The following is a 22,743-nucleotide window of genomic DNA, read 5'->3' as shown; positions in this document are numbered from 1 at the left end:
GGATGTTTAATCTGATGCCCTGCGGGCCAGTTCGCCAGCAAGCTGGTGTGCAATTCCACTGTGCGGGCTGACGCTGATAGCTTGGTTTGTCCTAACGTCCAAACTGTTCCGCCTTCGGCGGGTTACTTGATAACCCCAAGTAACCAAGGGTTTGAACTGACCCCCGAAAGTTGGACAAAATTACTGACTCATTACCTGCTTTCGAAATTGCACCGGACTGAGGCCGTTGAGCGTCATGCTGATCCGCTCGTGGTTGTAGTAATGGATGTACTCGTCGAGCCCGGCCTCTAATTGCTCAACGGTGTCAAAGCGCTCAAGGTAAAAAAACTCGCTCTTCAGGGTACCGAAGAAGCGCTACATCACAGCGTTGTCGTAGCAGTTCCCTTTGCGAGACATGCTTTGTTGAAGGCCTATTTGGGCCAGCCGATGCCGGTAGTTGAGCTGACGATACTGCCACCCTTGGTCCGAGTGCAGCAACGGAGTCTGTCCTGGACCCAGTCGTGCCACAGCTTTTTCCAGCATTTTTGACACCAGTTCAAACACCGGCCGCCTGCTGGTCTGGTAAGCCACGATCTCTCGGGTACAAAGATCCAGCACGGGCGACAGGTACAGCTTTTGCCCGTTGACCTTGAACTCGGTGACATCGGTTACCCATTTCTGGTCGGGAAGGTCGGCCTTGAATTGGCGCGCCAACCGATTAGGCGCCGTCTCGCCCTCAGGACCTTTGTAGGAGCGATATTTCTTGATCCTGACCAACGATTTGAGCCCCATCATCTGCATCAACCGCTGTACCGTCTTGTGATTGGCATGTTCGCCTATCTGTCCCAGGACCGCAGTGATACGGCGATAGCCGTAGCGTCCCTTGTGCTCTTCATAAATGCGTCGCACGTGAGCCTTGAGCCCGGCGTATTTATCGCGGGCAACTGCCTTGGCCTGATAGTAGAACGTGCTTCGGGCCAGGCCAGCAGCACGCAACAGCCATTGCATCGAATGCTCATGCCTTAACCCCTGGATTATTTGCGCTTTTTGGCTCGCGCTGCATTCTGCTCCCGGATCAAGGCATCGAGCTTTTTTAAATAGGCATTCTCCGCTCGCAGGTAACCCAGCTCATCGAGCAGTTCCTGACGAGTACGCTCGTCATCGTCAGGGCAGGACTGTAGAGGTGTTTCAGGCGGTTTTTGAGGCATGGCAGGTTCTCTCTCGCGATGCGGTTTCAGCGCATTGATCCCTGCGGCATGATACAGCTTCCTCCATTCCCCGACGCAGTTCTGCCCGCGGATGCCAAAGAGGATGGCGGCTTGCTGGTCCGACAATCCATCCTGATCAATGCGCTGTAAAACATTGAGTTTGAACTGGGCGTCATAGCGGCTGTATTGCTTGGCAAGGCCGGGCAGACCGTGTTGCTGATAGCTGCGCACCCAGCGCTGCAGGAGGGAATGACCGATACCATTTTTGACTGCAACCCCGTTGGTGCTGCTGCCGGCCAGGCATTGTTTAACCAGCTTGAGTTTGAAGGCTGGATCGTACTTCGTCATGACTGTCCCCTCGGTTGGACTGGGTGTCCAACTTTTGGGGGTCAGTTCAGGTTTCAGGCTCCTGGTTGGGCCCGACTTCGTCGGGTTCCTTCACTTCGGCGACGCTCCGTGGGCCCGCCGCCATCCGCCATCCATGGCGGGGGGCGGCTCTCGCGGCATCCATGCCGCTCGTCCCACTCCACGCCGCCTGCGTTCAGCCTGCACCCAAGTCGCGTTTTGGGGCGTCTGGGCTGCTGCGGTATGAAGATCAAAAGCCAGAGCGCGCTTGGCGCTGATTAGATTCAACACCTCAATTGTTGAATACACATAAACCCTGTAGGAGTTAGCTTGCTGACGAATGTGGCATGTCATTCACCTTTGACGAAACTGGCCCACTCCCATCGCGAGCAAACTGATGGTTCCCACGCTGCGCGTGGTAACCCATTCAATGACGCTCTGCGTCATCCGGGATGTAGCGCACGTTGTCAGGCTTTGCGACCCTCAAGAAACGGACTGGCATCACTGGTTTGAGAACCCTAGAATCTCCGACATTTGCTTAAACATGCCATGGCCTGATGGATCGCGCTGTCAGTCTTTGAGTTCGCTGGAAATTGGGTGAGGTGGGCCAAGGCGGACAAGGAGAACTTTCAGGCTGCGGCACGTTTAAGCAAATGTAGGAGCGCGGCTTGCCCGCGATAGGCCCGAAGGGCTTCAGAGTCACAATCTCAAGCCAACCCTTTTCCAAATTAAGGCTTTCGGCTAATGTGGCGCCCCCGAACTGGAGCCCCCCATGCCGCGCCGTCCCGCCTGGTCCCTTTTTGCCTATCAACTGATCGAGCCCGATGAGCAGCTCGACCTGTTCGCGTGCCAGGAAGTTCGAGTGCATCTGGCCGCCCGGCAACTGGAGCTGGCGGGTTCCGCCGACCGTACTCTGTGTGGCAGTCTGCTGCCCGCGCAGCCACGCTGGTCCAATGTCGAGCAGGCCATTTACCAGGATGAGCGTCTGTGCCCGTTGTGCCGGGCAATCATCGACGCACAGCGCCGCGGATGGAACCCCATCTGGCCCGAACTGGACACCGGCGAGTAAGCCGTCGCGCCTACTCCCGAAGGCCTTTGGGTGCGTGTACAATCGCGCTCATTCAAGCCTCCCGTTTACCCAAGGATTCTCCGGATGTTGTCGCGCATTCCAGCTTTCGCCCGCTGTCTGTCGCTTGCTGCACTGTGTGCGGCCGGCCCTGTCTCCGCTCTGGAGTTCCCGTTGCCGCCACCCGGCGAAGACATCATCGGCGCGGTCCAGACCGTCACCGCCAAGTACGAAGACACCTTCGCCGACCTCGCCACCCAGTACGACCTGGGCTATCTGGAAATGATCGCAGCCAACCCCGGCGTTGACGCCTGGTTGCCGGGCGCCGGGACTCAGGTCATTCTGCCGACCCGCTTCATCCTGCCGCCGGGCCCGCGTGAAGGGATCGTCATCAACCTTGCCGAGTACCGGTTGTACTACTACCCGAAAGGCCAGAACGTGGTGTACACCTTCCCGCTGGGTATTGGCCGTGAAGGCTGGGGCTCGCCGGTGTCCACCACCAAGGTGACCGCCAAGACACCCAACCCGACCTGGACACCGCCTGCTTCGGTCAAAGCCGAGCATGCCGCCGATGGCGACATCCTGCCCAACGTGGTGCCAGCAGGGCCGGACAACCCGCTGGGGCCGTTCAAGTTCGGTCTGGGCTTGCCGGGTTACCTGATCCATGGCTCGAACAAAAAGTTCGGGATCGGCATGCGCACCAGCCATGGCTGCTTCCGCATGTACAACAACAACGTGCTGGAAATGGCCAACATGGTTCCGGTCGGCACGACTGTGCGCATCATGAATGAGCCGTACAAGTTCGGCATCAGCGGTGGCAAGGTGTACCTCGAAGCGCACACGCCACTGGATGAAAGCGGCAACCCGTCGGTGGTCGACAAGCACACAACCGTGATCAACGCGCTGCTCAAGCGTGAAGACCTGGCCAACAACCTGCGGATCAATTGGGATGAAGTGCGTGATGTGGTCGCTGCCGAAGACGGCATGCCGGTGGAGATCGCGGTGCCTGGAACGGCGGCTCCGGTCGTGAACAACACGCCGGTCACGCTGCAGTAACGGCAACTGCCTGACCTGACGCTGATACCCGTTCACCAGGCTCTGCAAGGCAGGGCAGGGTGAACGGGTTTTTTATTGCCTGAAGACCGTGCCGTTCAAGGCGATTCCGGAAGCGTTCCGGGTGAGGAAATCAGGCAACAAAAAAGCCGATCCGAAACCGGATCGGCTTATCAATAATCCCGAGGGATTATTACTTGCGGCTTGCCTTGTCCAACATGCGCAGAGCGCGCTCGTTGGCTTCGTCAGCAGTCTGCTGAGCTTTCTGAGCAGCAGCCAGAGCTTCATCAGCCTTGCGATAGGCTTCATCAGCACGAGCTTGCGAACGAGCAGCTGCGTCTTCAGTTGCAGTCAGACGAGCTTCGGTTTCTTTGGAGGCGCTGCTGCAACCGGTAGCCAGAACTGCGGCCAGGGCCAGAGCAGAGAATTTCAGAACGTTGTTCATCGTGTTCCCCTTAAAGGACTTCTATCAAATTAGTCATCTCTCGAAAATGAGAAAATGACCGGCGTACATACTACCCATTGTTTGTAGTAAGTAAACGGACTAAGCGCAAGAACCGCATAAAATTCTTTGCTTTGAAAGTGTTCCGCGCACTTCTTCACGCTTTTTGTCTGGAAAAACCCCAGCCCTGTCAGGCGAATACACCTGCCAGTGGGGCGGCCATGGACGCCAAACCCTGCATACGTCAATAACCTGACCAAGGCCGATCGTCGTGACTTCGGCCTCGGCCAAGTGGCGTTGAACCGCTTTGCAGCCTTTTTTTGTATAGACGATGATCGCCGAGGATGCTTGTTCTTTGGTGCTTAAAGTGACTTTGGCGAAGCACTGGCGTCTCAATGGACATTCCCCGGCGACGTCAGGTTCCATCGTGCTGCCCGGTCAGATGTGCGGCAGTGCATTTTGCTGTTGATTCACTTGAGCGGATTCGATAATGGCGCCTACTATTTGCAGGTGCTCTTTGTTTGAGAACAGCAAAGCTCTTCTCGGTGTCCAAATCAGGCACAGGGTGGCGTAGAAGGCAGTATTGCGCGCACAGGCCCCTAAGGCGGTCGGCTCGCGGTGGTTTTCATACTTGCCTGTAGAGGTTCCTTCGCCGGACAAAGATGGGTAAGGTAAGGGTCCAATTCCAAGACCCGCGAGGAGTAGTGATGAGCGAGGCGTTGTCCATCCACCATGACAAGACCGGTCACCAGTTCGAAATCAACATCGACGGTCACCGAGCCTATCTGACGTACATGGACCTGGGGAAACAGACCCTGGACATTTATCGTACGTTCGTTCCCAACGCTTTGCGGGGACGAGGCATTGCGGCGGCACTGACTGAAGTGGCGCTCGATTACGCAGAAAGCATGGGCTACACCGTCATTCCCTCGTGCTCTTACGTCGAACGCTATATGGAGCGCAATCAGCGTCAGGCCGCCAAGATCTGAACCTGGATTCCTGGATTAAGCCATAAACGTTGTAATGAAAAACGCCGAGCAATTGCTCGGCGTTGTTGTTTCTGGCGTAGCGATCAGTCGCGCTTGCGCTTGGGCAGCACGTCCTTGAGCTTCGCGTGCATGCTGCGCAAGGTCTTCTCGGTGCTTTCCCAGTCGATGCAGGCGTCGGTGATCGACACGCCGTATTGCAGGTCGGCGAGGTCTTTAGGGATGGCTTGGGCACCCCATTTCAGATGGCTTTCAACCATCAGGCCGATGATCGACTCGTTACCTTCCAGAATCTGGTTGGCGACGTTTTCCATGACCAGTGGCTGCAGCGCCGGATCCTTGTTGGAGTTGGCGTGGCTGCAATCGACCATGATGTTCGGTTTGATCTTCGCCTTGTTCAACGCCTGTTCGCAGAGCGCGACGCTGACCGAGTCGTAGTTCGGCTTGCCGTTGCCACCGCGCAGCACCACGTGACCGTAGGCATTGCCTTTGGTGGTGACGATGGAGACACCGCCTTCCTGATTGATACCCAGGAAACGGTGCGGACTGGACACCGACTGCAGGGCGTTGATGGCAACCGTCAGGCCACCGTCGGTGCCGTTCTTGAAGCCGACGGCCGAGGACAGGCCGGACGCCATTTCACGGTGAGTCTGGGATTCGGTGGTGCGTGCGCCGATGGCCGACCAGCTGATCAGGTCCTGCAGATATTGCGGCGAGATCGGGTCAAGGGCTTCGGTCGCGGTCGGCAGGCCTTTCTCGGCCAGATCCAGCAGCAGTTGACGACCGATATGCAGACCGTCCTGAATCTTGAAGGAGTCATCAAGGTACGGGTCGTTGATCAGGCCTTTCCAGCCAACGGTAGTGCGCGGTTTTTCGAAGTAGACGCGCATGACCAGATACAGAGTGTCGGACACTTCCGCAGCCAGTGCCTTCAGGCGCTCGGCGTATTCGTGGGCAGCCTTGATGTCATGGATCGAGCACGGCCCGATCACGATGAACAGCCGGTGGTCCTTGCCATCGAGAATGTTGCGGATCACTTCGCGACCCTTGCTCACGGTGGCCTGGGCGGCAGCGGTGAGGGGGATTTCGCGCTTGAGCTGATCCGGCGTGATCAGTGTCTCGTTGGAGGCAACGTTGAGGTCGTCAATCGGTAAATCAGCCATCGTGTTACTCATCAGGTCACGGATGCTGGCCGCCAACGTCCCCGTGCGGCGGAGCCGAGCATTATGGAGCGCAACGGGGGAGCCGAACCTTAGCGCGTTCGCCGGTACTTCGACAATGGGTAAACGTGGCTTTCGTCCAACAGGCGCGGGATTGCAGACCACTTTTGTCTGGGGGCGGGGCAGACAGCGCGCCCGATGTGGTTAAACTGCGCCCTGTGGACGGACAGCGCACGGCGCACCCTGGAGAGATCGACGTGGATCAACTGCAACTGACGGATTTTGACCTCGACCAGCAACTGCTGGCGCTGCCTGGCGTCTCGCTGCTTATATTCACCAGCGTGGGTTGCTCCAGTTGCCGTTGGGCCCGCCAGCATCTGCCAGAGCAATCGTTGCCCGTCGACCGGCTGTGCTGGATCGATGCCGAAGAAAACGGAGGCGCGGTGCAGCGCTATGGCGTCTTCCACCTGCCGTCGCTGTTCGTCATTCGCGACGGTGAATTTTACGGCGCGTTACGCAGCAAGATGTCCGCTGAAGCCCTCATGATCGGCCTGGACCAGGCCATGGGGCGCGCACCTGAGGAGTTACCTTGAAGGGGGGAGCATGAGCGAAACCATTAAAAAACCACGGATAGGCATCATCGGCACCGGCGCGATCGGCGGTTTTTACGGCCTGATGCTGGCCCGGGCCGGCTATGACGTGCACTTTCTGCTGCGCAGTGAATTCAGCGCGGTGTCGCAGAACGGTTTGCGCGTGGAAAGCCAGGTGCACGGTGCGTTGAGCCTGGAGTCTGTTCAGGCCTATGCCTTGGCCGACGAGATGCCTGCCTGTGACTGGTTGCTGGTGGGCGCAAAGACCACCGGCAATGACGGCGTCGCGCCAGCAATCATTCAAGCCGCTGCGCCGAATGCCAAGGTGTTGATGCTGCAGAACGGGCTTGGCGTCGAGGATGACCTGCGCGCCGTGTTGCCCGACTCGCTGCATTTGCTTGGCGGATTGTGCTTCATTTGCGTACACCGCACCGGTCCCGGTCAGATCGCACACCAGGCGTTCGGCGCCGTCAACATTGGTTATCACAGCGGTCCCGCGGCTGATGGGGCGGCCCGACTGAACGTGGTCGAAGAGGGCGCGGCGCTGTTCCATGCGGCCGGTATCGAATCGGTGGCGATGGATAACCTCGACAAGGCGCGCTGGCAGAAACTGGTGTGGAACGTACCCTATAACGGGCTTTCGGTTTTGCTCAATGCCAGCACCACGCCGCTGATGGCGGACCCGGACAGCCGCGAGTTGATTCAAGGGCTGATGGCCGAGGTGGTGCAGGGGGCTGAAGCCTGCGGCCATACCTTGCCGCAAGGGTACGCGGAGCAATTATTCAAGGTCACCGGCCACATGCCGGATTACCGCCCGAGCATGCACCACGATTTTGTCGAAAAGCGCCCTCTGGAGCTGGAAGCGATTTACGCAAAACCACTGGCCGTCGCGCTGGCGGCGGGCTGTGACATGCCGAAGATTCGGGCGTTGTACCACGCGCTGGCCTTCATCGATCGCAGTCATCGTGGAGGCTAGAAGCGATCTTTCTATAATCGCGACCCCTGGGGGGAGCGCGAGCTCATTGAATGGACGGAGTAGTCGATGGCCAACGATCTCACCATGAAAACTGCAGGCGGCAAGCTGGTGTTGGCGATTTCTTCGCGCGCCTTGTTCGACCTGCGGGAAAGTCATGCGATCTACATGGCAGATGGGGTGGCCGCCTATCGCCAGTACCAGATCGATCATGAAGATGAAGTGCTGGAGCCCGGCGATGCCTTTCTGCTGGTGGAAAAGCTGCTGAGCCTCAATGCCAGTCTCAGTCAGTCCCGCGTGGAGGTCATTCTGGTCTCCCGTAACAGCGCGGACACTGGCCTGCGCGTCTTCAATTCGATTCAGCATTACGGTCTGGACATCTCCCGCGCTGCATTCGTCGGAGGGCGCAGTCCATTTCCTTATCTCGCGGCCTTTGGCAGCCACCTGTTTCTGTCCACCCACGCGGAGGATGTGCGCAGCGCGCTGGACGCGGGGTTTGCGGCGGCGACGATTCTGTCCGGTGGCGCCCGGCGTGCCGCCAGTGCCGAGTTGCGCATCGCCTTCGACGGTGATGCGGTGCTGTTTTCCGACGAGTCCGAACGCGTCTACCAATCCGGCGGCCTTGAGGCTTTTCAGGCCAGCGAGCGGGAAGCGGCGCGTCAGCCATTGCCGGGCGGGCCGTTCAAACCGTTCCTTGCCGCGTTGAACCTGCTGCAGCGCGAGTTTCCCGAAGAGTCATGCCCCATTCGTACGGCGTTGGTCACCGCGCGTTCTGCACCCGCTCACGAGCGTGTCATCCGCACGCTGCGGGAGTGGGACATCCGACTGGATGAGTCGCTTTTCCTGGGAGGACTGGAAAAGTCGGCCTTCCTCGAGGCCTTCGCTGCCGACGTGTTTTTCGACGATCAACCCGGGCATTGCGAGAAAGCACGGGAGGTGGTCGCCACGGGCCATGTGCCCCATGGCATCAGCAATGAGCTAAAACCGTGAACCTTTAGACCGGAAAGCTGTATCAAACCCGCCGCTTCGCGTGCGCGCTGCTACGCTCAATGGTGTCTCCGCCTTCATGGCTGCCTGGAGGTCACATGATTCGCTCGATGCTGTATGCCACGGACCTTGGTCTTTATGCGCCCTACGTCCTGCAGCATGCGCTGGCGCTGGCCAAAACGTTCAATGCCGAGCTTCACGTGGTCCATGTCGTCGAGCCCATGGGGTTGTTTGCTGAATCCGTGCTGCAAAGCTATCTGGCTGAGGACGTGCTCAGAGAGTTGCACAGCGAAGGTGTGAATACGGTCATTGAAGGCATCGAGCAAAGGGTGCTCGCCAGCTTTCGTGATGAGCTTGGCGAAGATCACCAGGACCTTGAACTGATTCGCAGCGTACGCGTCGTTCAGGGCGATCCCTCCAACGTGATACTCGAACAGGCGCAGAGGCTTGAAGTCGATCTGCTGGTGGTCGGCAGCCACAGCCACGGCGCCGAGGGGGATACGCCCATCGGGCGAACTGCAGCGCGGGTTTTACAGCTTTCGGAGGTGCCGGTGTACATGGTGCCGATGGTGCAGAACCGTTCCGGCGTGTGAGTGTTATCAGGGGAAACGCATGGGCCGCGAAAAAAGCAGCGTGCCATTACCGCTTAAAAGTGATAAAAAGTTCTATCTTTGCCTTCCTGACCATTAATCCAGTTATATACCGTCGCTGATGCCTGCGGCGTCTTCCGGCTTTGAGGGACACATATGAAGCTTCAGCAATTGCGCTACATCTGGGAAGTGGCGCACCACGACCTCAACGTTTCGGCGACGGCACAAAGCCTGTATACCTCGCAGCCGGGTATCAGCAAACAGATCCGTTTGCTCGAAGACGAGTTGGGTGTCGAGGTTTTTGCACGCAGTGGCAAGCACCTGACACGCGTGACGCCGGCGGGGGAGCGGATCATTACCACAGCGGGCGAAATCCTGCGCAAGGTCGAGAGCATCAAGCAGATCGCTCAGGAGTTCTCCAACGAGAAGAAAGGCACTCTGTCGATCGCGACCACCCACACCCAGGCGCGTTACGCCTTGCCGCCAGTGATCAGCAATTTCATCAAGCAATACCCGGACGTGGCGTTGCACATGCATCAGGGGTCACCGATGCAGATCGCTGAGATGGCCGCCGACGGTACCGTGGATTTCGCGATTGCCACCGAGGCGCTGGAACTGTTCGGCGATCTGGTGATGATGCCGTGCTACACCTGGAACCGCTGCGTGGTCGTGCCTCAGGGACACCCGCTGACCAAGGTGCCCAAGCTGACACTGGAAATTCTGGCCGAATACCCGATCGTGACCTACGTATTCGGTTTCACCGGCCGTTCGAAGCTGGACGAGGCGTTCAGTCATCGCGGTCTGACACCGAAGGTGGTGTTCACGGCCGCCGACGCCGACGTGATCAAAACCTACGTACGGCTTGGCCTGGGCGTGGGCATCGTCGCCAAAATGGCGGTAGACCCCAAGCTGGACAGCGATCTGGTGGTACTGGATGCCAGCGAACTGTTCGAAGCCAGCATTACCAAGATCGGTTTCCGTCGCGGCACATTCCTGCGGGGCTTCATGTGTGACTTCATCGAGAAATTCGCGCCGCACCTGACCCGCGATGTCATGGCCAAGGCGATCCAGTGCCATAACAAGCAGGAACTGGAAGATCTGTTCGACGGTGTGGTGCTGCCGGAGCATTGACAGGCACTGACGCGTAGGAGCGCGCTTGCCCGCGATTTTTCAGCCATGGCATTGCATCTGTGACTGAAATACCGCTATCGCGGGCACGCGCGCTCCTACGGTTCGGCGGCCATCAAGCTTTAGTGATCAAATTCCCCGAATGCAGCCCGCATTCCTTCTGCGTCGCCTCTTCCCACCACCAACGGCCTTCGCGCTCGTGCTGATTCGGCAGGACAGGGCGTGTGCAAGGTTCGCAGCCAATGCTGATGAAGCCGCGCTCGTGCAAACTGTTGTAGGGCAGTTCGAGCATGCGGATGTAATTCCAGACGTCTTCGCTGCTCATCTGCGCCAGTGAGTTGAATTTGTACAGCGGGCGCTCTGGCGTCGAAAACGCGCTGTCGATTTCCACCACGGCCACGCTGTTGCGAGTGCTCGGACTCTGATCACGGCGCTGGCCAGTCGCCCAAGCCTTCACGTCGGTGAGTTTGCGGCGCAGCGGTTCAATCTTGCGCACGCCGCAGCACTCACCATGGCCGTCCTTGTAAAAGCTGAACAGTCCCTTTTCCTTGACGAAAGGCTCAAGCTTTTCACGGTCAGGTGAAACGATATCGATGGCGATCTTGTAGTGCTCGCGGACCTGATCGATGAAGCGGTAGGTTTCCGGATGCAGACGGCCGGTGTCGAGGCTGAAGACCTTGACGTTTTTGTTGATCTTCCAGGCCATGTCCACCAGCACCACGTCTTCGGCGCCGCTGAAGGAAATCCACAGCTCGTCGCCGAAGTGCTGGAAGGCGAACTTCAAAATGTCCTGGGCGGACTTGTTAGCGTAGGTCGCGGCAATCTCGGCGACGTCGAAGGGATGGCTCATCAGGCGGCTTCCTAATCGGTGGCGGCGCGTAGGCGCTCTTAATGCGGCGCTTGAGCGCTCGTAATGGCGCAGATGGTAACAAAAACCTTCGGCGATTTGCCTGAAACCTGAGTTTGCGCGATGCCCGCCGAGCTGGTTAGAGTGCTGCTTCCCTGACGTCGCATGAATAAACACACAAGGAGTGGTTTGTGGAAATTGCCTGTCTTGACCTGGAAGGTGTGCTGGTCCCGGAAATCTGGATCGCATTCGCGGAAAAAACCGGTATCGAGTCGCTCCGCGCGACCACGCGCGATATCCCCGACTACGACGTGCTGATGAAGCAACGCCTGCGAATACTCGACGAACACGGGCTGAAGCTGTCAGACATCCAGGAAGTCATTGCCGCGCTGTCGCCGCTGGAGGGCGCCGTGGAATTTGTCGACTGGCTGCGCGAACGGTTTCAGGTGGTCATTCTCTCTGACACCTTCTACGAATTTTCCCAGCCGCTGATGCGCCAGCTGGGTTTCCCGACCTTGCTTTGCCACCGTCTGGTGACGGATGAAACCGATCGGGTGGTCAGTTATCAGCTGCGGCAGAAAGATCCGAAGCGTCAGTCGGTGCTGGCCTTCAAGAGCCTGTATTACCGCGTGATCGCAGCGGGGGATTCGTACAACGACACGACCATGCTCGGTGAGGCTGATGTCGGTATTCTGTTTCATGCACCCGACAATGTGATACGGGAATTTCCCCAGTTTCCGGCCGTGCATTCGTTCGACGCGCTGAAAAGGGAGTTCATCAAGGCATCGAATCGGGCGTTGAGCCTGTAAGCAGCGTGGCTTCCATTGTTCTGAGCGTTACAGCGCCTCCAGCGTCTGCATCAAGACCCGAACTTTGGTGAAGGTTTCCTGGTATTCGGCTTCCCACTGCGAGTCGGCGACGATACCGCCGCCGCCCCAGCAGGCGATCTGGCCGTCTTTGGCCAGCAAGCTGCGAATGGCGATGGAGCTGTCCATCTCGCCGCGCACGTCCAGGTACAACAACGACCCGCAATACAGCGCCCGACGGCTGGGTTCCAGCTCGTCGATGATCTGCATGGAGCGGATTTTCGGCGCGCCGGTAATCGACCCTCCGGGGAAGCTTCCGCCAATCAGGTCCAGCGCGTCCTTACCCATTGCCAACTCGCCCGTCACGGCGCTGACCAGGTGGTGGACGTTCGGGTAGCTTTCAAGGCTGAACAATTCGGGCACCTTTACCGAGCCGATGCGGCAGGTGCGACCCAGGTCGTTACGCAGCAGGTCAACGATCATCAGGTTTTCGGCGCGGTCTTTCGGGCTGGACAAAAGCTCTGCGGCGTAGGCAACGTCTTCAGTCGCATCCTTGCCCCGTGGGCGGGTGCCTTTGATGGGGCGGGTTTCCACCTGACGCTGACTGACCCTGACAAAGCGCTCCGGCGACAGGCTCAATACGGCGTCCCCCTCGGGCAGGCTGAGATAGCCGGCAAACGGAGTGGGGCAGGCAACACGCAACGCCTGATAGGCCGCCCACGGATCTCCCCGGTATTCGGCACGGAAGCGCTGCGCATAATTCACCTGATAGCAGTCGCCTGCGTGAATGTAGGCATGAATACGCTCGATGGCCTGTTGATACTGCGGGGCGTTGATGTCAGGGGTAAAAGGACCCGCCAGCTGGAACCTGGTGTCGTCTCTGGCAGGTGGTTGCTCAAATAGACCGATCAGTCGCTCACGGGCTTCGTCGTCGATTGACGGGTGAAACACCAGTTGGCTGGTGCCTGACTGGTGATCGCTGATCAATGCCCAGGCATAAAGCCCGAGCCGGGCCGAGGGCAGGTGCAGATCGTCGACGGCCTGTGAGGGCAGGGGTTCGAGCAGCCGACCGAAATCGTACGCCAGATAGCCGATCAGTCCGCCGGCAAAGGGCAGCGGGTGTTCTTCCGGTAAATCCGCCTCGCCCATTCGGGCCAGGCGCTCGCGCAATCGCTGCAGGAAGGCCGTGCCGCTTTCATGGGGCGCCGGCGCCAATGTCTCCACCGGCCAGGCACTGAGGATGTCGAAGCGTCCGCGATCAGCTTCGGGTCGACCGCTGTCCAGCAACACGGCACCGGGGGCGTGGCGAATGATCGAGAAATACCCGGTCGGGTCGACATGATAGGCAAGCGGGTGTACGGAGCAGGTTGGCATTCGAGCTAAATCAGTGGTGGCAGCGGAGGGCGATTGTAGTCCTCCGAGAGGTTCAGTCCTAGGGGCAGCGTCGGGTCTGCGCTGTGTCGTGGCGCTTTGCTCGCTGGTCAGTCAGACGTGTCCGAACAATTCCTGGACGAATTTCACACGTTCTTCCGGGCTCTCGTGTCTGCCTTCGGCGGCGAGCTCGGCCAGTCGTTGTTCTACGGCTGTTGTTCGGTGCGTCAGGCCGCAGTCGTTGGCGATCTGAATGTTCAGGCCCGGACGGGCGTTGAGCTCCAGAATCAGCGGTCCGCGGTCTTGATCCAGCACCATGTCGACACCGATGTAGCCCAGGCCGCACAGCTCGTAGCATTCGGCGGCCAGTTTCATGAATCCGTCCCAGTTGGGCAACTGCACGCCGTCCACGGCGTTGGTGGTGTCCGGGTGTTTGCTGATGATGTTGTTCAGCCAGGTGCCGCGCAAGGTCAGGCCGGTGGCCAGGTCAACGCCTACGCCGATGGCGCCCTGGTGCAGGTTGGCTTTGCCCCCGGACTGGCGGGTCGGCAGGCGCAACATGGCCATGACCGGGTAGCCCATCAGCACGATCACCCGGATGTCAGGCACGCCCTCGTAACTGATGCTCTTGAAAATCTGGTCGGGCGTCACGCGGTACTCGATCAGCGCGCGGTCTCGGTGTCCACCCAGTGAGTACAGCCCGGTCAGGATGCTGGAAATCTGATGCTCGATTTCTTCGTGGCTGATGATGCGCCCGGAAATCGTGCGAAAGCGCTCTTCAAACCGGTCGGCGATGACCAGAATGCCGTCGCCGCCCGCACCCTGCGCGGGCTTGATGACGAAGTCGCTGCGCCCGCCGATGATGTCGTCGAGCTTCTCGATTTCCTTCTCGGTGGAAATGATCCCGTACATTTCAGGCACATGAATGCCAGCCGCGATGGCCCGTTCCTTGGTGATGATCTTGTCATCGACGATCGGGTACAGGCTGCGCTTGTTGTACTTGAGCACGTAGTCGGCGTTACGCCGGTTGATGCCCATGATCCCTTTCGCCTCGAGCGCCTTCCAGGTTTTCCACCAGCCGATCATTTGACGTTTTCCCGTTCGGCGTCTTCCTTGAGGAAGGCCTTGAAACGCACCAGTTCGGTCAGACGGTAGCCGCGATAGCGACCCATCGCCAGCATGAAGCCGACGAGAATCAGGAGAATGGCCGGGAAGGTGAACACGAAATAAATGAATTCCGGGACACTCATGATGATGTGGGCCAACGAGGCGGCGAAGAGCGTGCCGATGGCGACTTTCATGGCGTGACTGCCGCCACGTTCTTCCCATGTGATCGACAGGCGTTCGATGGTCATGGTCAGAATCACCATCGGGAACAAGGCCACCGACAGGCCGCGTTCAAGCCCCAGTTTGTGGCTGAACAGGCTGATGGCGGCGATCAGCACGACCACGAAGGTCAGCACCACCGACAACCTGGGCAGCATTTGCAGCTTGAGGTGTTCAAGGTAAGAGCGCAGCGACAGCCCCAGTGCGGTAATGATCGTGAACAAGACGATCCCGAAACCCAGTTGGGTTTCACGAAATGCCAGTGCGATCAGTACCGGGGTGAACGTCCCCAGGGTCTGCAGGCCGATCAGGTTGCGCAGGATCAGAATGACCAGCACCCCGATCGGGATCATCACCATGATCATAAAGGTCTGCTGGGTCTGCAACGGCAGGCCGTACAGCGAATATTCGAGGAAGTCGGCGTCCGTGCTTTCGTCGGTGAGCTTGGCGAGGCGAATGGCATTCATCTCGCTGTTGTTCAGGCTGAAGCTGACCGCCGCTTTCTTGCCTCCTTCGACCGTAATCAGGTTGTCGTCGCCGATCCACCACAAGAGGCGGTCCTGCGGCAGGCCGGCTTCACCGGTTTCAGGGTTGAAATACAGCCAGTCCTTACCATTGAAGCTGCGCAACCACAGCTCTGGTGTCTGCGGCTGGTCGGCGACCAGTCGGATGGTGTGAACCTTCTCGACAGGGACGTGAGCGATGGACAGCAGGATTTCGGTGATGCGGGCCTTGTTCTGTACCGAAGTGTCGCCGGCCAGAAGCAGTTTGACGTTGTCATCGCTCAGGTTGTTGACACGCCGGATGGCTTCGCTGACGAACGTCTCGACATCGGCCGAATGCTGGCGGATGGGGGCGAGCAGGGCGTCGGCAGCGATTTTTTCCGGGCCCTCCACAGCAATGCTGTCCCGGAAGATCGGGCCCTTGACCTTGGATTTTTCGCCGCTGTAGCGCTTGGTCAGCACCAGGCGGTAGTAGAGCGTCTGGTTGCCGTTGGCGCGTCGGGCGGACCAGGTGACCTTGCGGTTGCCGTCGGCGCGATTGACGTTCACACCGTAGTTGTTGGAGATGAAGCTTTCGTTGAGGCTGATGTAGTCGCGCGAGAGCGGCGGTACGTACATCTGGACCTTGACCGAGTCTTTCGGGTTGGCAACGAACTCGACCTTGGCGTCGATGTTCCACAAATCGTCTGTTTCGTCTTCGGTCACCGGGATGCCGAGCACCAATATCTGATAGGCCGTGATCGCGGTCCCCAGTGCCACCAGGGCTGTGATCAGGATTTTCAGATGAAGGGTTAGAGAGCGCATGTGTTTACTCTGCGGTTTGAGCATCAGTGACGCAGGCGGGTTTGCCCGCTGCATATTTAAGGCTTGGATCGACCAGCGCGTCGAAGTGTTTGAGCGCCTCGGAGCCAATCAAAAGCGGGTATTGGAATGCACTTCGGTCGGTCAAGTTCACTTCGATGGTGCGTGAAGCCCTGCCCATGCACACATCGAGACTGATCACCGGCCGCGAGGTGTATTTCTTTTCGTCGTCGGGATCGACATCGCCCGCGCGGCGCTTGATTTTGCTGACTCGCGCCAAAGGGCGTTCGATGGGGTGTTCGTGGGCATCATCGATGGCCAGGTAGAAGCGTACCCAGGACTCGCCATCGCGTTTGAAACGCTTGATGTCGCGCGCACTGAGCGACGCCGTTTTAGCGCCCGTGTCCAGTTTTGCCGCCACCTGAAGGTCAATGCCGGCCAGTTCTGCGTACTCGTTCAGGCCGTATACCGTCTTGTCGGCCGCCAGGCTCGAATCCGGGTGAAGCACGCCCAGGAAGAACAGGCACAGGAGAAGAAGTAGGGAATGGCGGCTCATAGGTCCTGGCGTGATGAAGGGAAACGAGGAGCTGTTCTGACGTCAGCTCGGGGTTCGGACTGGCTTTAGAGCCACGTCCAGCAAGGACGTCTCTGGTCGCGTGACCAGGCAGGCTGATGCGGTCGGCATTCTAGCATGAAGGTTTTATGGCGCCAGTGACGGGTTGGATGGACAGCGCCTGTGGGAAAGCGCTTCATGCTCCGAGGTTATTAGACGATTGTCGACAATCCTAAATTTGTCTTTGACTGGTAGGGGGTATTTAGCTAGCTTTAGGCGCATTCCATTGAAAGGTGTCGACAATGATGGATTCCATCGAAACCCCGGCGATTGCTCAGGTCGATTCGGAAACCTTGTCGGAGAACGTCTTCCGGCGCATTCAGGCCGCGATCGTCAAGGGTGAGATCGCGCCGGGCAGCAAGATTTCCGAGCCCGAACTGGCGCGCACGTATGGCATCAGTCGCGGGCCCTTGCGTGAGGCGATCCATCGCCTCGAAGGCCAGCGCCTGCTGGTGCGCGTTCCACACGTAGGCGCTCGCGTGGTTTCGCTGAGTCATGCCGAACTCGTCGAGCTTTATGAAATTCGCGAATCCCTGGAAGGCATGGCCTGTCGGCTCGCTGCCGAGCGGATGACGGCTCAGGAAGTCGAAGAGTTGCGCCGTGTGCTCGAAACCCATGAGCGCGATACGGCGTTTCAGGCGGGTGTGGGCTATTACCAGCAGGAAGGCGATTTCGACTTTCATTACCGGATCATTCAGGGCGCGCGCAACAGCACGTTGACCCAGATGCTCTGCGGCGAGCTCTACCAGCTTGTGCGCATGTACCGCATCCAGTTTTCCACCACGCCCAATCGCCCGCGTCAGGCCTTCACGGAGCATCACCGCATTCTGGATGCCATCGCCGACCGCGACGGGGAGTTGGCCGAACTGTTGATGCGCCGTCACATCGGCGCCTCGAAACGCAACATCGAACAGCGCTATCAAGAACAACACCATCAAGCCACTCCTGCCCGAGGTGAACAATGACTTCAAGAACGACTGCCGGCCAACGCTTCCGTGATGCCGTGGCGAGCGAGCATCCTTTGCAAGTGGTCGGCGCCATCAATGCCAACCATGCGCTGTTGGCCCAACGTGCCGGCTTCAAGGCGATTTACCTGTCGGGCGGCGGTGTGGCGGCCGGCTCGCTGGGTGTGCCTGATCTGGGCATTACCGGGCTGGACGACGTGTTGACCGACGTGCGTCGTATCACCGATGTCTGCGATTTGCCATTGCTGGTGGACGTAGACACGGGGTTCGGTGCGTCGGCGTTCAACGTGGCGCGGACCGTGAAGTCGATGATCAAGTTCGGCGCGGCGGCCATGCACATTGAGGATCAGGTGGGCGCCAAGCGTTGCGGCCATCGTCCGGGCAAGGAAATCGTCTCGCAGCAGGAAATGGTCGACCGCATCAAGGCGGCGGTCGATGCACGCACCGACGACAGTTTCGTGATCATGGCGCGGACCGATGCGCTGGCGGTCGAGGGTCTGGAGTCGGCACTGGACCGCGCGGCCGCATGCATCGAGGCGGGCGCAGACATGGTCTTCCCCGAGGCCATCACAGAGCTTGAGATGTACAAACTGTTCGCGTCGCGCGTGAAGGCGCCGATTCTGGCGAACATCACTGAATTTGGCTCGACGCCGCTGTTTACCACCGACGAACTGAAGTCCGCGGAGGTTTCTCTGGTGCTGTATCCGCTGTCGGCCTTCCGTGCGATGAACAAGGCTGCCGAAAACGTGTACACGGCGATTCGTCGCGATGGCACGCAAAAGAACGTTGTCGACACCATGCAGACCCGTATGGAGCTGTATGAGCGCATCGATTACCACGCGTTTGAACAGAAGCTGGATGCGCTGTTTGCGCAGAAGAAGGGCTAAGCGTTCACCCTGATTTTTGGAAGGGCGTCTACAACACTGTGGGAGCGAATTCATTCGCGAGACGTCCGTCGAGGCGGTGCATCTCTGTGCCTGTTGAATGTTTCGCGAATGAATTCGCTCCCACAGACCTGCGTCGTTCTGATGATCCGGTGAGCGCAGACATGAATTGCCGATTTTCCGAAAACTATAAGATTGGAGACAGCAATGGCTGAAGCAAAAGTATTAAGTGGTGCTGGTCTGCGTGGCCAGGTGGCCGGACAGACTGCCCTGTCGACCGTTGGCCAGGCCGGTGCCGGGCTGACCTATCGCGGTTATGACGTGCGCGAGCTGGCGGCTGACGCTCGTTTTGAAGAAGTGGCCTACTTGCTGCTGTACGGCGAGCTGCCGACTCAGGCGCAGCTGGACGGTTACCTGAAAAAGCTGCAGGGGCTGCGTGATCTGCCGCAAGCCTTGAAAGAAGTGCTGGAGCGTATTCCCGCCGACACCCATCCGATGGACGTGATGCGGACCGGCTGTTCGATGCTCGGCACGCTGGAACCTGAAGCCAGCTTCGATCAGCAACACGATTCCACCGACCGGCTGCTGGCCGCGTTCCCGGCGATCATGTGTTACTGGTACCGCTTCAGCCACGACGGCAAGCGTATCGACTGCGTGACCGATGAGGTGTCCATCGCCGGACACTTCCTCAAGCTGCTGCTGGACAAGGCCCCGAGCGAGCTGCACCGCAAGGTGATGGACGTCTCGCTGATTCTGTACGCAGAGCACGAATTCAACGCCTCGACCTTCACCGCGCGGGTCTGTGCGTCGACCCTGTCGGACCTGTTTTCGTGTGTCACGGCCGCCATCGGCACGTTGCGCGGTCCGTTGCATGGCGGCGCCAACGAAGCGGCCATGGACATGATCGAAAAGTTTTCTTCGGCTGAGGAGGCGACCCAGGGGACGCTGGCGATGCTGGCGCGCAAGGACAAGATCATGGGGTTCGGCCACGCGATCTATAAAGACAACGATCCGCGCAACGAGGTGATCAAAGCCTGGTCGAAAAAACTGGCTGATGAAGTAGGCGACAAGGTCCTGTTTCCGGTCTCCGAAGCCATCGACAAGACCATGTGGGAGCAGAAGAAGCTGTTTCCCAACGCCGATTTCTACCATGCCTCGGCGTATCACTTCATGGGCATTCCGACCAAGCTGTTCACGCCGATCTTCGTCTGCTCGCGCCTGACGGGATGGGCGTCCCATGTGTTCGAACAGCGCGCCAATAACCGCATCATCCGTCCAAGCGCCGAATACATCGGCGTCGAGCAGCGCACGTTCGTGCCAATCGAACAACGCTGAACGGTGGGGATGCCTGAATACCTGTAGGAGCGCGCTTGCCCGCGATTGGGCATATCAGACACGGATGTGTCGTCTGGCTTACCGCAATCGCGGGCAAGCGCGCTCCTACTCAAAATGCCGGATCAGGCCCCACCCTCCGCAACTACCGTGACCGAGTCCTGATGATGAACACTGAACATCGCAAGCAACTGCCCGGCACTTCGCTTGACTACTTCGACGCCCAAGCGGCGGTCGATGCCATCAAGCCCGGTGCCTACGCGACACTGCCGTACACCTCCCGCGTGCTGGCCGAGAACCTGGTCCGCCGCTGCGATCCCGCGACCTTGAAGGCGTCGCTGATACAACTGATCGAGCGCAAGCGCGACCTCGACTTTCCGTGGTTTCCGGCACGTGTGGTGTGCCACGACATTCTGGGCCAGACCGCGCTGGTCGACCTCGCCGGGCTGCGCGACGCCATTGCCGACATGGGCGGTGATCCGGCGCAGGTCAATCCGGTGGTGCCGGTGCAATTGATCGTCGACCACTCGCTGGCCGTCGAGTGTGGTGGCTATGACCCCGACGCGTTCACCAAGAACCGTGCGATCGAAGATCGTCGCAACGAAGACCGTTTCCACTTCATCAACTGGACCAAGCAGGCGTTCAAGAACGTTGAGGTGATTCCGCCGGGCAACGGCATCATGCACCAGATCAACCTGGAGCGAATGTCGCCGGTGATTCAGGTGCTCAACGGCGTCGCGTTCCCGGATACCTTGGTGGGGACCGACAGCCATACGCCGCACGTTGACGCTCTTGGGGTGGTCGCGATTGGTGTGGGCGGCCTGGAGGCGGAGAACGTCATGCTCGGTCGCGCATCGTGGATGCGTCTGCCGGACATCATTGGTGTCGAGTTGACCGGCCGCCCACAGCCGGGGATTACCGCCACCGACGTGGTGTTGGCGCTGACCGAATACCTGCGCCAACAGAAAGTGGTCGGTGCGTACCTCGAATTCTATGGCGAGGGGGCTCGGGCGCTGACGCTGGGGGATCGCGCGACGATTTCCAACATGGCGCCAGAATATGGCGCCACGGCGGCGATGTTTTCCATCGACCAGCAAACCATCGACTACCTCAAGCTCACTGGCCGTGAAGACGATCAGGTGAAGCTGGTGGAGACGTATGCCAGGGAAACCGGTCTGTGGGCTGACAGCCTGACGACCGCCGAATACGAGCGGGTATTGAGCTTCGACTTGTCCAGTGTGGTGCGTAACATGGCCGGGCCGTCGAATCCTCACGCCCGGGTCGCGACCTCGGATCTGGCGGCCAAAGGCATCGCAAGCGCCTGGGAGCAAACGCCCGGCCAGATGCCCGATGGCGCGGTCATCATTGCCGCCATCACCAGTTGCACCAACACCAGCAACCCGCGCAATGTGATTGCCGCAGGGTTGTTGGCGCGCAATGCCAACGCGCTGGGCCTGACCCGGAAGCCGTGGGTCAAGTCCTCGCTGGCGCCGGGTTCCAAGACGGTGGCGCTGTACCTGGACGAAGCCGGGCTGACCACCGAGCTGGAACAGCTGGGTTTCGGTGTCGTCGCGTTTGCCTGCACCACCTGCAACGGCATGTCGGGTGCGCTGGACCCGGTGATTCAGCAGGAAATCATCGACCGCGACCTGTACGCCACTGCCGTTTTGTCAGGCAACCGCAACTTCGACGGCCGTATCCACCCTTATGCCAAGCAGGCCTTTCTCGCCTCACCACCTCTGGTCGTGGCCTACGCAATCGCGGGCACCATCCGTTTCGATATCGAGAAGGATGTGCTGGGTATTGGCCCTGACGGCCAGGAGATCCGCCTGAAAGACATCTGGCCCACGGATGAAGAAATCGATGCGGTGGTCAAGGCATCGGTCAAGCCGGAACAGTTCCGCCAGGTCTATATCCCGATGTTCGCGATCCATGAAGACACCGGCCCGAAAGTCGATCCGCTGTACGACTGGCGCCCGATGAGCACCTATATTCGCCGTCCTCCTTACTGGGAAGGCGCGCTGGCAGGAGCTCGCACGCTCAAGGGCATGCGGCCGTTGGCAGTATTGCCGGACAACATCACCACCGATCACCTGTCGCCGTCCAACGCGATCATGCTCGACAGCGCGGCGGGTGAGTACCTGGCAAAAATGGGCCTGCCGGAAGAAGACTTCAACTCCTATGCGACCCACCGTGGCGACCACCTGACCGCGCAGCGCGCCACCTTTGCCAACCCTAAACTGTTCAATGAAATGGTTCAGGAAGGCGGCAAGGTCAAGCAGGGCTCGCTGGCGCGGATCGAACCGGAAGGCCAGGTCACCCGCATGTGGGAAGCCATCGAAACCTACATGGAGCGCAAGCAGCCGCTGATCATCGTCGCAGGTGCCGATTACGGTCAGGGTTCGTCCCGGGACTGGGCGGCCAAAGGCGTGCGTCTGGCAGGTGTGCAAGCCATCGTTGCCGAAGGTTTCGAGCGCATCCACCGCACCAACCTCGTGGGTATGGGCGTCCTGCCGCTGGAGTTCAAACCCGGGACCAACCGCATGACCCTGGGCATCGACGGCACCGAGACGTATGACGTCATCGGCGAGCGCACGCCGCGTGCAACCCTGACGCTGGTGATTCACCGCAAGAGCGGCGAGCGTCTGGAGGTGCCGGTCACCTGCCGCCTCGACACCGGTGAAGAGGTGTCGATTTACGAAGCAGGCGGTGTCTTGCAGCGCTTCGCTCAGGACTTCCTCGAATCGGCCGCGGTGGCCTGACGATGTGCTGACGCCACCTCGGGGTG

General features: G+C 59.3%; 20 protein-coding genes and 1 pseudogene. 13 read left to right on the top strand and 8 right to left on the bottom strand.

Annotated features, from left to right (window positions below; all coding sequences use genetic code 11):
- Window positions 1-180: 180 nt before the first annotated feature.
- Window positions 181-1,535 (bottom strand): annotated as a pseudogene (locus tag ABDX87_RS01855) (IS3 family transposase).
- Between the two features lie 769 nt (window positions 1,536-2,304).
- Between ABDX87_RS01855 and ABDX87_RS01850 the strand changes: the two are divergent.
- Both ABDX87_RS01850 and ABDX87_RS01845 read left to right on the top strand, forming a co-directional pair.
- On the top strand, window positions 2,305-2,601 hold the full coding sequence (locus tag ABDX87_RS01850) for a hypothetical protein (RefSeq protein ID WP_081566109.1): 297 nt from the start codon (window positions 2,305-2,307) through the stop codon (window positions 2,599-2,601).
- An 84-nt stretch (window positions 2,602-2,685) separates the two neighbouring features.
- Window positions 2,686-3,654 (top strand): L,D-transpeptidase family protein, encoded by a 969-nt coding sequence (locus ABDX87_RS01845; protein WP_346831311.1) that lies wholly within the window; start codon window positions 2,686-2,688, stop codon window positions 3,652-3,654.
- A gap of 190 nt (window positions 3,655-3,844) precedes the next feature.
- Here the strand turns inward: ABDX87_RS01845 and oprI are convergent, their stop codons facing one another.
- A complete protein-coding gene (gene oprI, locus ABDX87_RS01840; RefSeq protein ID WP_003199355.1) occupies window positions 3,845-4,096 on the bottom strand; it encodes an outer membrane lipoprotei OprI in 252 nt (83 codons plus the stop codon).
- Between the two features lie 704 nt (window positions 4,097-4,800).
- Here oprI and ABDX87_RS01835 point away from each other — a divergent pair.
- The gene (locus ABDX87_RS01835; RefSeq protein ID WP_346831310.1) at window positions 4,801-5,082 is read left to right on the top strand and encodes a GNAT family N-acetyltransferase; all 282 of its coding nucleotides are present in this window, start codon (window positions 4,801-4,803) and stop codon (window positions 5,080-5,082) included.
- An 83-nt stretch (window positions 5,083-5,165) separates the two neighbouring features.
- Here the strand turns inward: ABDX87_RS01835 and ABDX87_RS01830 are convergent, their stop codons facing one another.
- Entirely contained in the window at window positions 5,166-6,242 is a 1,077-nt protein-coding gene (locus ABDX87_RS01830; protein ID WP_346831309.1) for a 3-deoxy-7-phosphoheptulonate synthase, read from the bottom strand.
- Between the two features lie 254 nt (window positions 6,243-6,496).
- Between ABDX87_RS01830 and ABDX87_RS01825 the strand changes: the two genes are divergently transcribed.
- The 5 genes from ABDX87_RS01825 (at window position 6,497) to cysB (ending at window position 10,510) form a co-directional block, all read left to right on the top strand.
- On the top strand, window positions 6,497-6,832 hold the full coding sequence (locus ABDX87_RS01825) for a thioredoxin family protein (RefSeq protein ID WP_346831308.1): 336 nt from the start codon (window positions 6,497-6,499) through the stop codon (window positions 6,830-6,832).
- Window positions 6,833-6,842: 10 nt separating this feature from the next.
- On the top strand, window positions 6,843-7,805 hold the full coding sequence (locus ABDX87_RS01820) for a putative 2-dehydropantoate 2-reductase (RefSeq protein WP_346831307.1): 963 nt from the start codon (window positions 6,843-6,845) through the stop codon (window positions 7,803-7,805).
- Window positions 7,806-7,889: 84 nt separating this feature from the next.
- On the top strand, window positions 7,890-8,792 hold the full coding sequence (locus tag ABDX87_RS01815; RefSeq protein ID WP_346833676.1) for a 5'-nucleotidase: 903 nt from the start codon (window positions 7,890-7,892) through the stop codon (window positions 8,790-8,792).
- 95 nt (window positions 8,793-8,887) lie between these two features.
- Window positions 8,888-9,382, top strand: coding sequence for a universal stress protein (locus ABDX87_RS01810; protein WP_346831306.1), 495 nt, complete (start codon window positions 8,888-8,890; stop codon window positions 9,380-9,382).
- Window positions 9,383-9,535: 153 nt separating this feature from the next.
- Complete coding sequence (cysB, locus tag ABDX87_RS01805) at window positions 9,536-10,510, top strand: HTH-type transcriptional regulator CysB (RefSeq protein WP_346831305.1); 975 nt, start codon at window positions 9,536-9,538, stop codon at window positions 10,508-10,510.
- A gap of 112 nt (window positions 10,511-10,622) precedes the next feature.
- Here cysB and ABDX87_RS01800 read toward each other — a convergent pair whose 3' ends face one another.
- A complete protein-coding gene (locus tag ABDX87_RS01800; RefSeq protein WP_346831304.1) occupies window positions 10,623-11,357 on the bottom strand; it encodes a phosphoadenylyl-sulfate reductase in 735 nt (244 codons plus the stop codon).
- A gap of 188 nt (window positions 11,358-11,545) precedes the next feature.
- On the opposite strand from ABDX87_RS01800, the gene thrH reads away from it, so the two are divergent.
- Window positions 11,546-12,163 carry a bifunctional phosphoserine phosphatase/homoserine phosphotransferase ThrH gene (gene thrH / locus ABDX87_RS01795; RefSeq protein WP_346831303.1) on the top strand — a complete coding sequence of 206 codons (618 nt, stop codon included), beginning with the start codon at window positions 11,546-11,548 and terminating at the stop codon, window positions 12,161-12,163.
- A gap of 27 nt (window positions 12,164-12,190) precedes the next feature.
- Here the strand turns inward: thrH and pabB are convergent, their stop codons facing one another.
- The 4 genes from pabB to ABDX87_RS01775 all read right to left on the bottom strand — a co-directional run bounded on the left by pabB (window position 12,191) and on the right by ABDX87_RS01775 (window position 16,717).
- Window positions 12,191-13,534 (bottom strand): aminodeoxychorismate synthase component I, encoded by a 1,344-nt coding sequence (pabB, locus tag ABDX87_RS01790; protein WP_346831302.1) that lies wholly within the window; start codon window positions 13,532-13,534, stop codon window positions 12,191-12,193.
- Window positions 13,535-13,645: 111 nt separating this feature from the next.
- Window positions 13,646-14,614 (bottom strand): alpha-L-glutamate ligase-like protein, encoded by a 969-nt coding sequence (locus tag ABDX87_RS01785; protein WP_346833675.1) that lies wholly within the window; start codon window positions 14,612-14,614, stop codon window positions 13,646-13,648.
- A complete protein-coding gene (locus ABDX87_RS01780; protein ID WP_346831301.1) occupies window positions 14,614-16,164 on the bottom strand; it encodes an inactive transglutaminase family protein in 1,551 nt (516 codons plus the stop codon). Before ABDX87_RS01780 ends, ABDX87_RS01785 begins: the two co-directional genes overlap by 1 nt.
- A gap of 4 nt (window positions 16,165-16,168) precedes the next feature.
- Entirely contained in the window at window positions 16,169-16,717 is a 549-nt protein-coding gene (locus tag ABDX87_RS01775) for an ATP-dependent zinc protease family protein (protein ID WP_346831300.1), read from the bottom strand.
- A gap of 299 nt (window positions 16,718-17,016) precedes the next feature.
- Between ABDX87_RS01775 and ABDX87_RS01770 the strand changes: the two genes are divergently transcribed.
- The 4 genes from ABDX87_RS01770 (at window position 17,017) to acnD (ending at window position 22,717) form a co-directional block, all read left to right on the top strand.
- Complete coding sequence (locus ABDX87_RS01770; RefSeq protein ID WP_346831299.1) at window positions 17,017-17,739, top strand: GntR family transcriptional regulator; 723 nt, start codon at window positions 17,017-17,019, stop codon at window positions 17,737-17,739.
- A complete protein-coding gene (prpB, locus tag ABDX87_RS01765) occupies window positions 17,736-18,626 on the top strand; it encodes a methylisocitrate lyase (RefSeq protein ID WP_346831298.1) in 891 nt (296 codons plus the stop codon). The genes ABDX87_RS01770 and prpB overlap by 4 nt, the downstream gene beginning before the upstream one ends.
- Before the next feature lie 204 nt (window positions 18,627-18,830).
- Window positions 18,831-19,958 (top strand): bifunctional 2-methylcitrate synthase/citrate synthase, encoded by a 1,128-nt coding sequence (prpC, locus tag ABDX87_RS01760; protein WP_346831297.1) that lies wholly within the window; start codon window positions 18,831-18,833, stop codon window positions 19,956-19,958.
- Between the two features lie 164 nt (window positions 19,959-20,122).
- Window positions 20,123-22,717 (top strand): Fe/S-dependent 2-methylisocitrate dehydratase AcnD, encoded by a 2,595-nt coding sequence (gene acnD / locus ABDX87_RS01755; protein WP_346833674.1) that lies wholly within the window; start codon window positions 20,123-20,125, stop codon window positions 22,715-22,717.
- The last annotated feature ends 26 nt before the right edge of the window (window positions 22,718-22,743 follow it).

Origin of the sequence: Pseudomonas abietaniphila, assembly GCF_039697315.1 — a bacterium.
GTDB lineage: Bacteria > Pseudomonadota > Gammaproteobacteria > Pseudomonadales > Pseudomonadaceae > Aquipseudomonas > Aquipseudomonas abietaniphila_B.
The sequence above is the reverse complement of the archived record's forward strand: the minus strand, read 5'-3'. Positions and strand labels throughout refer to the sequence as shown.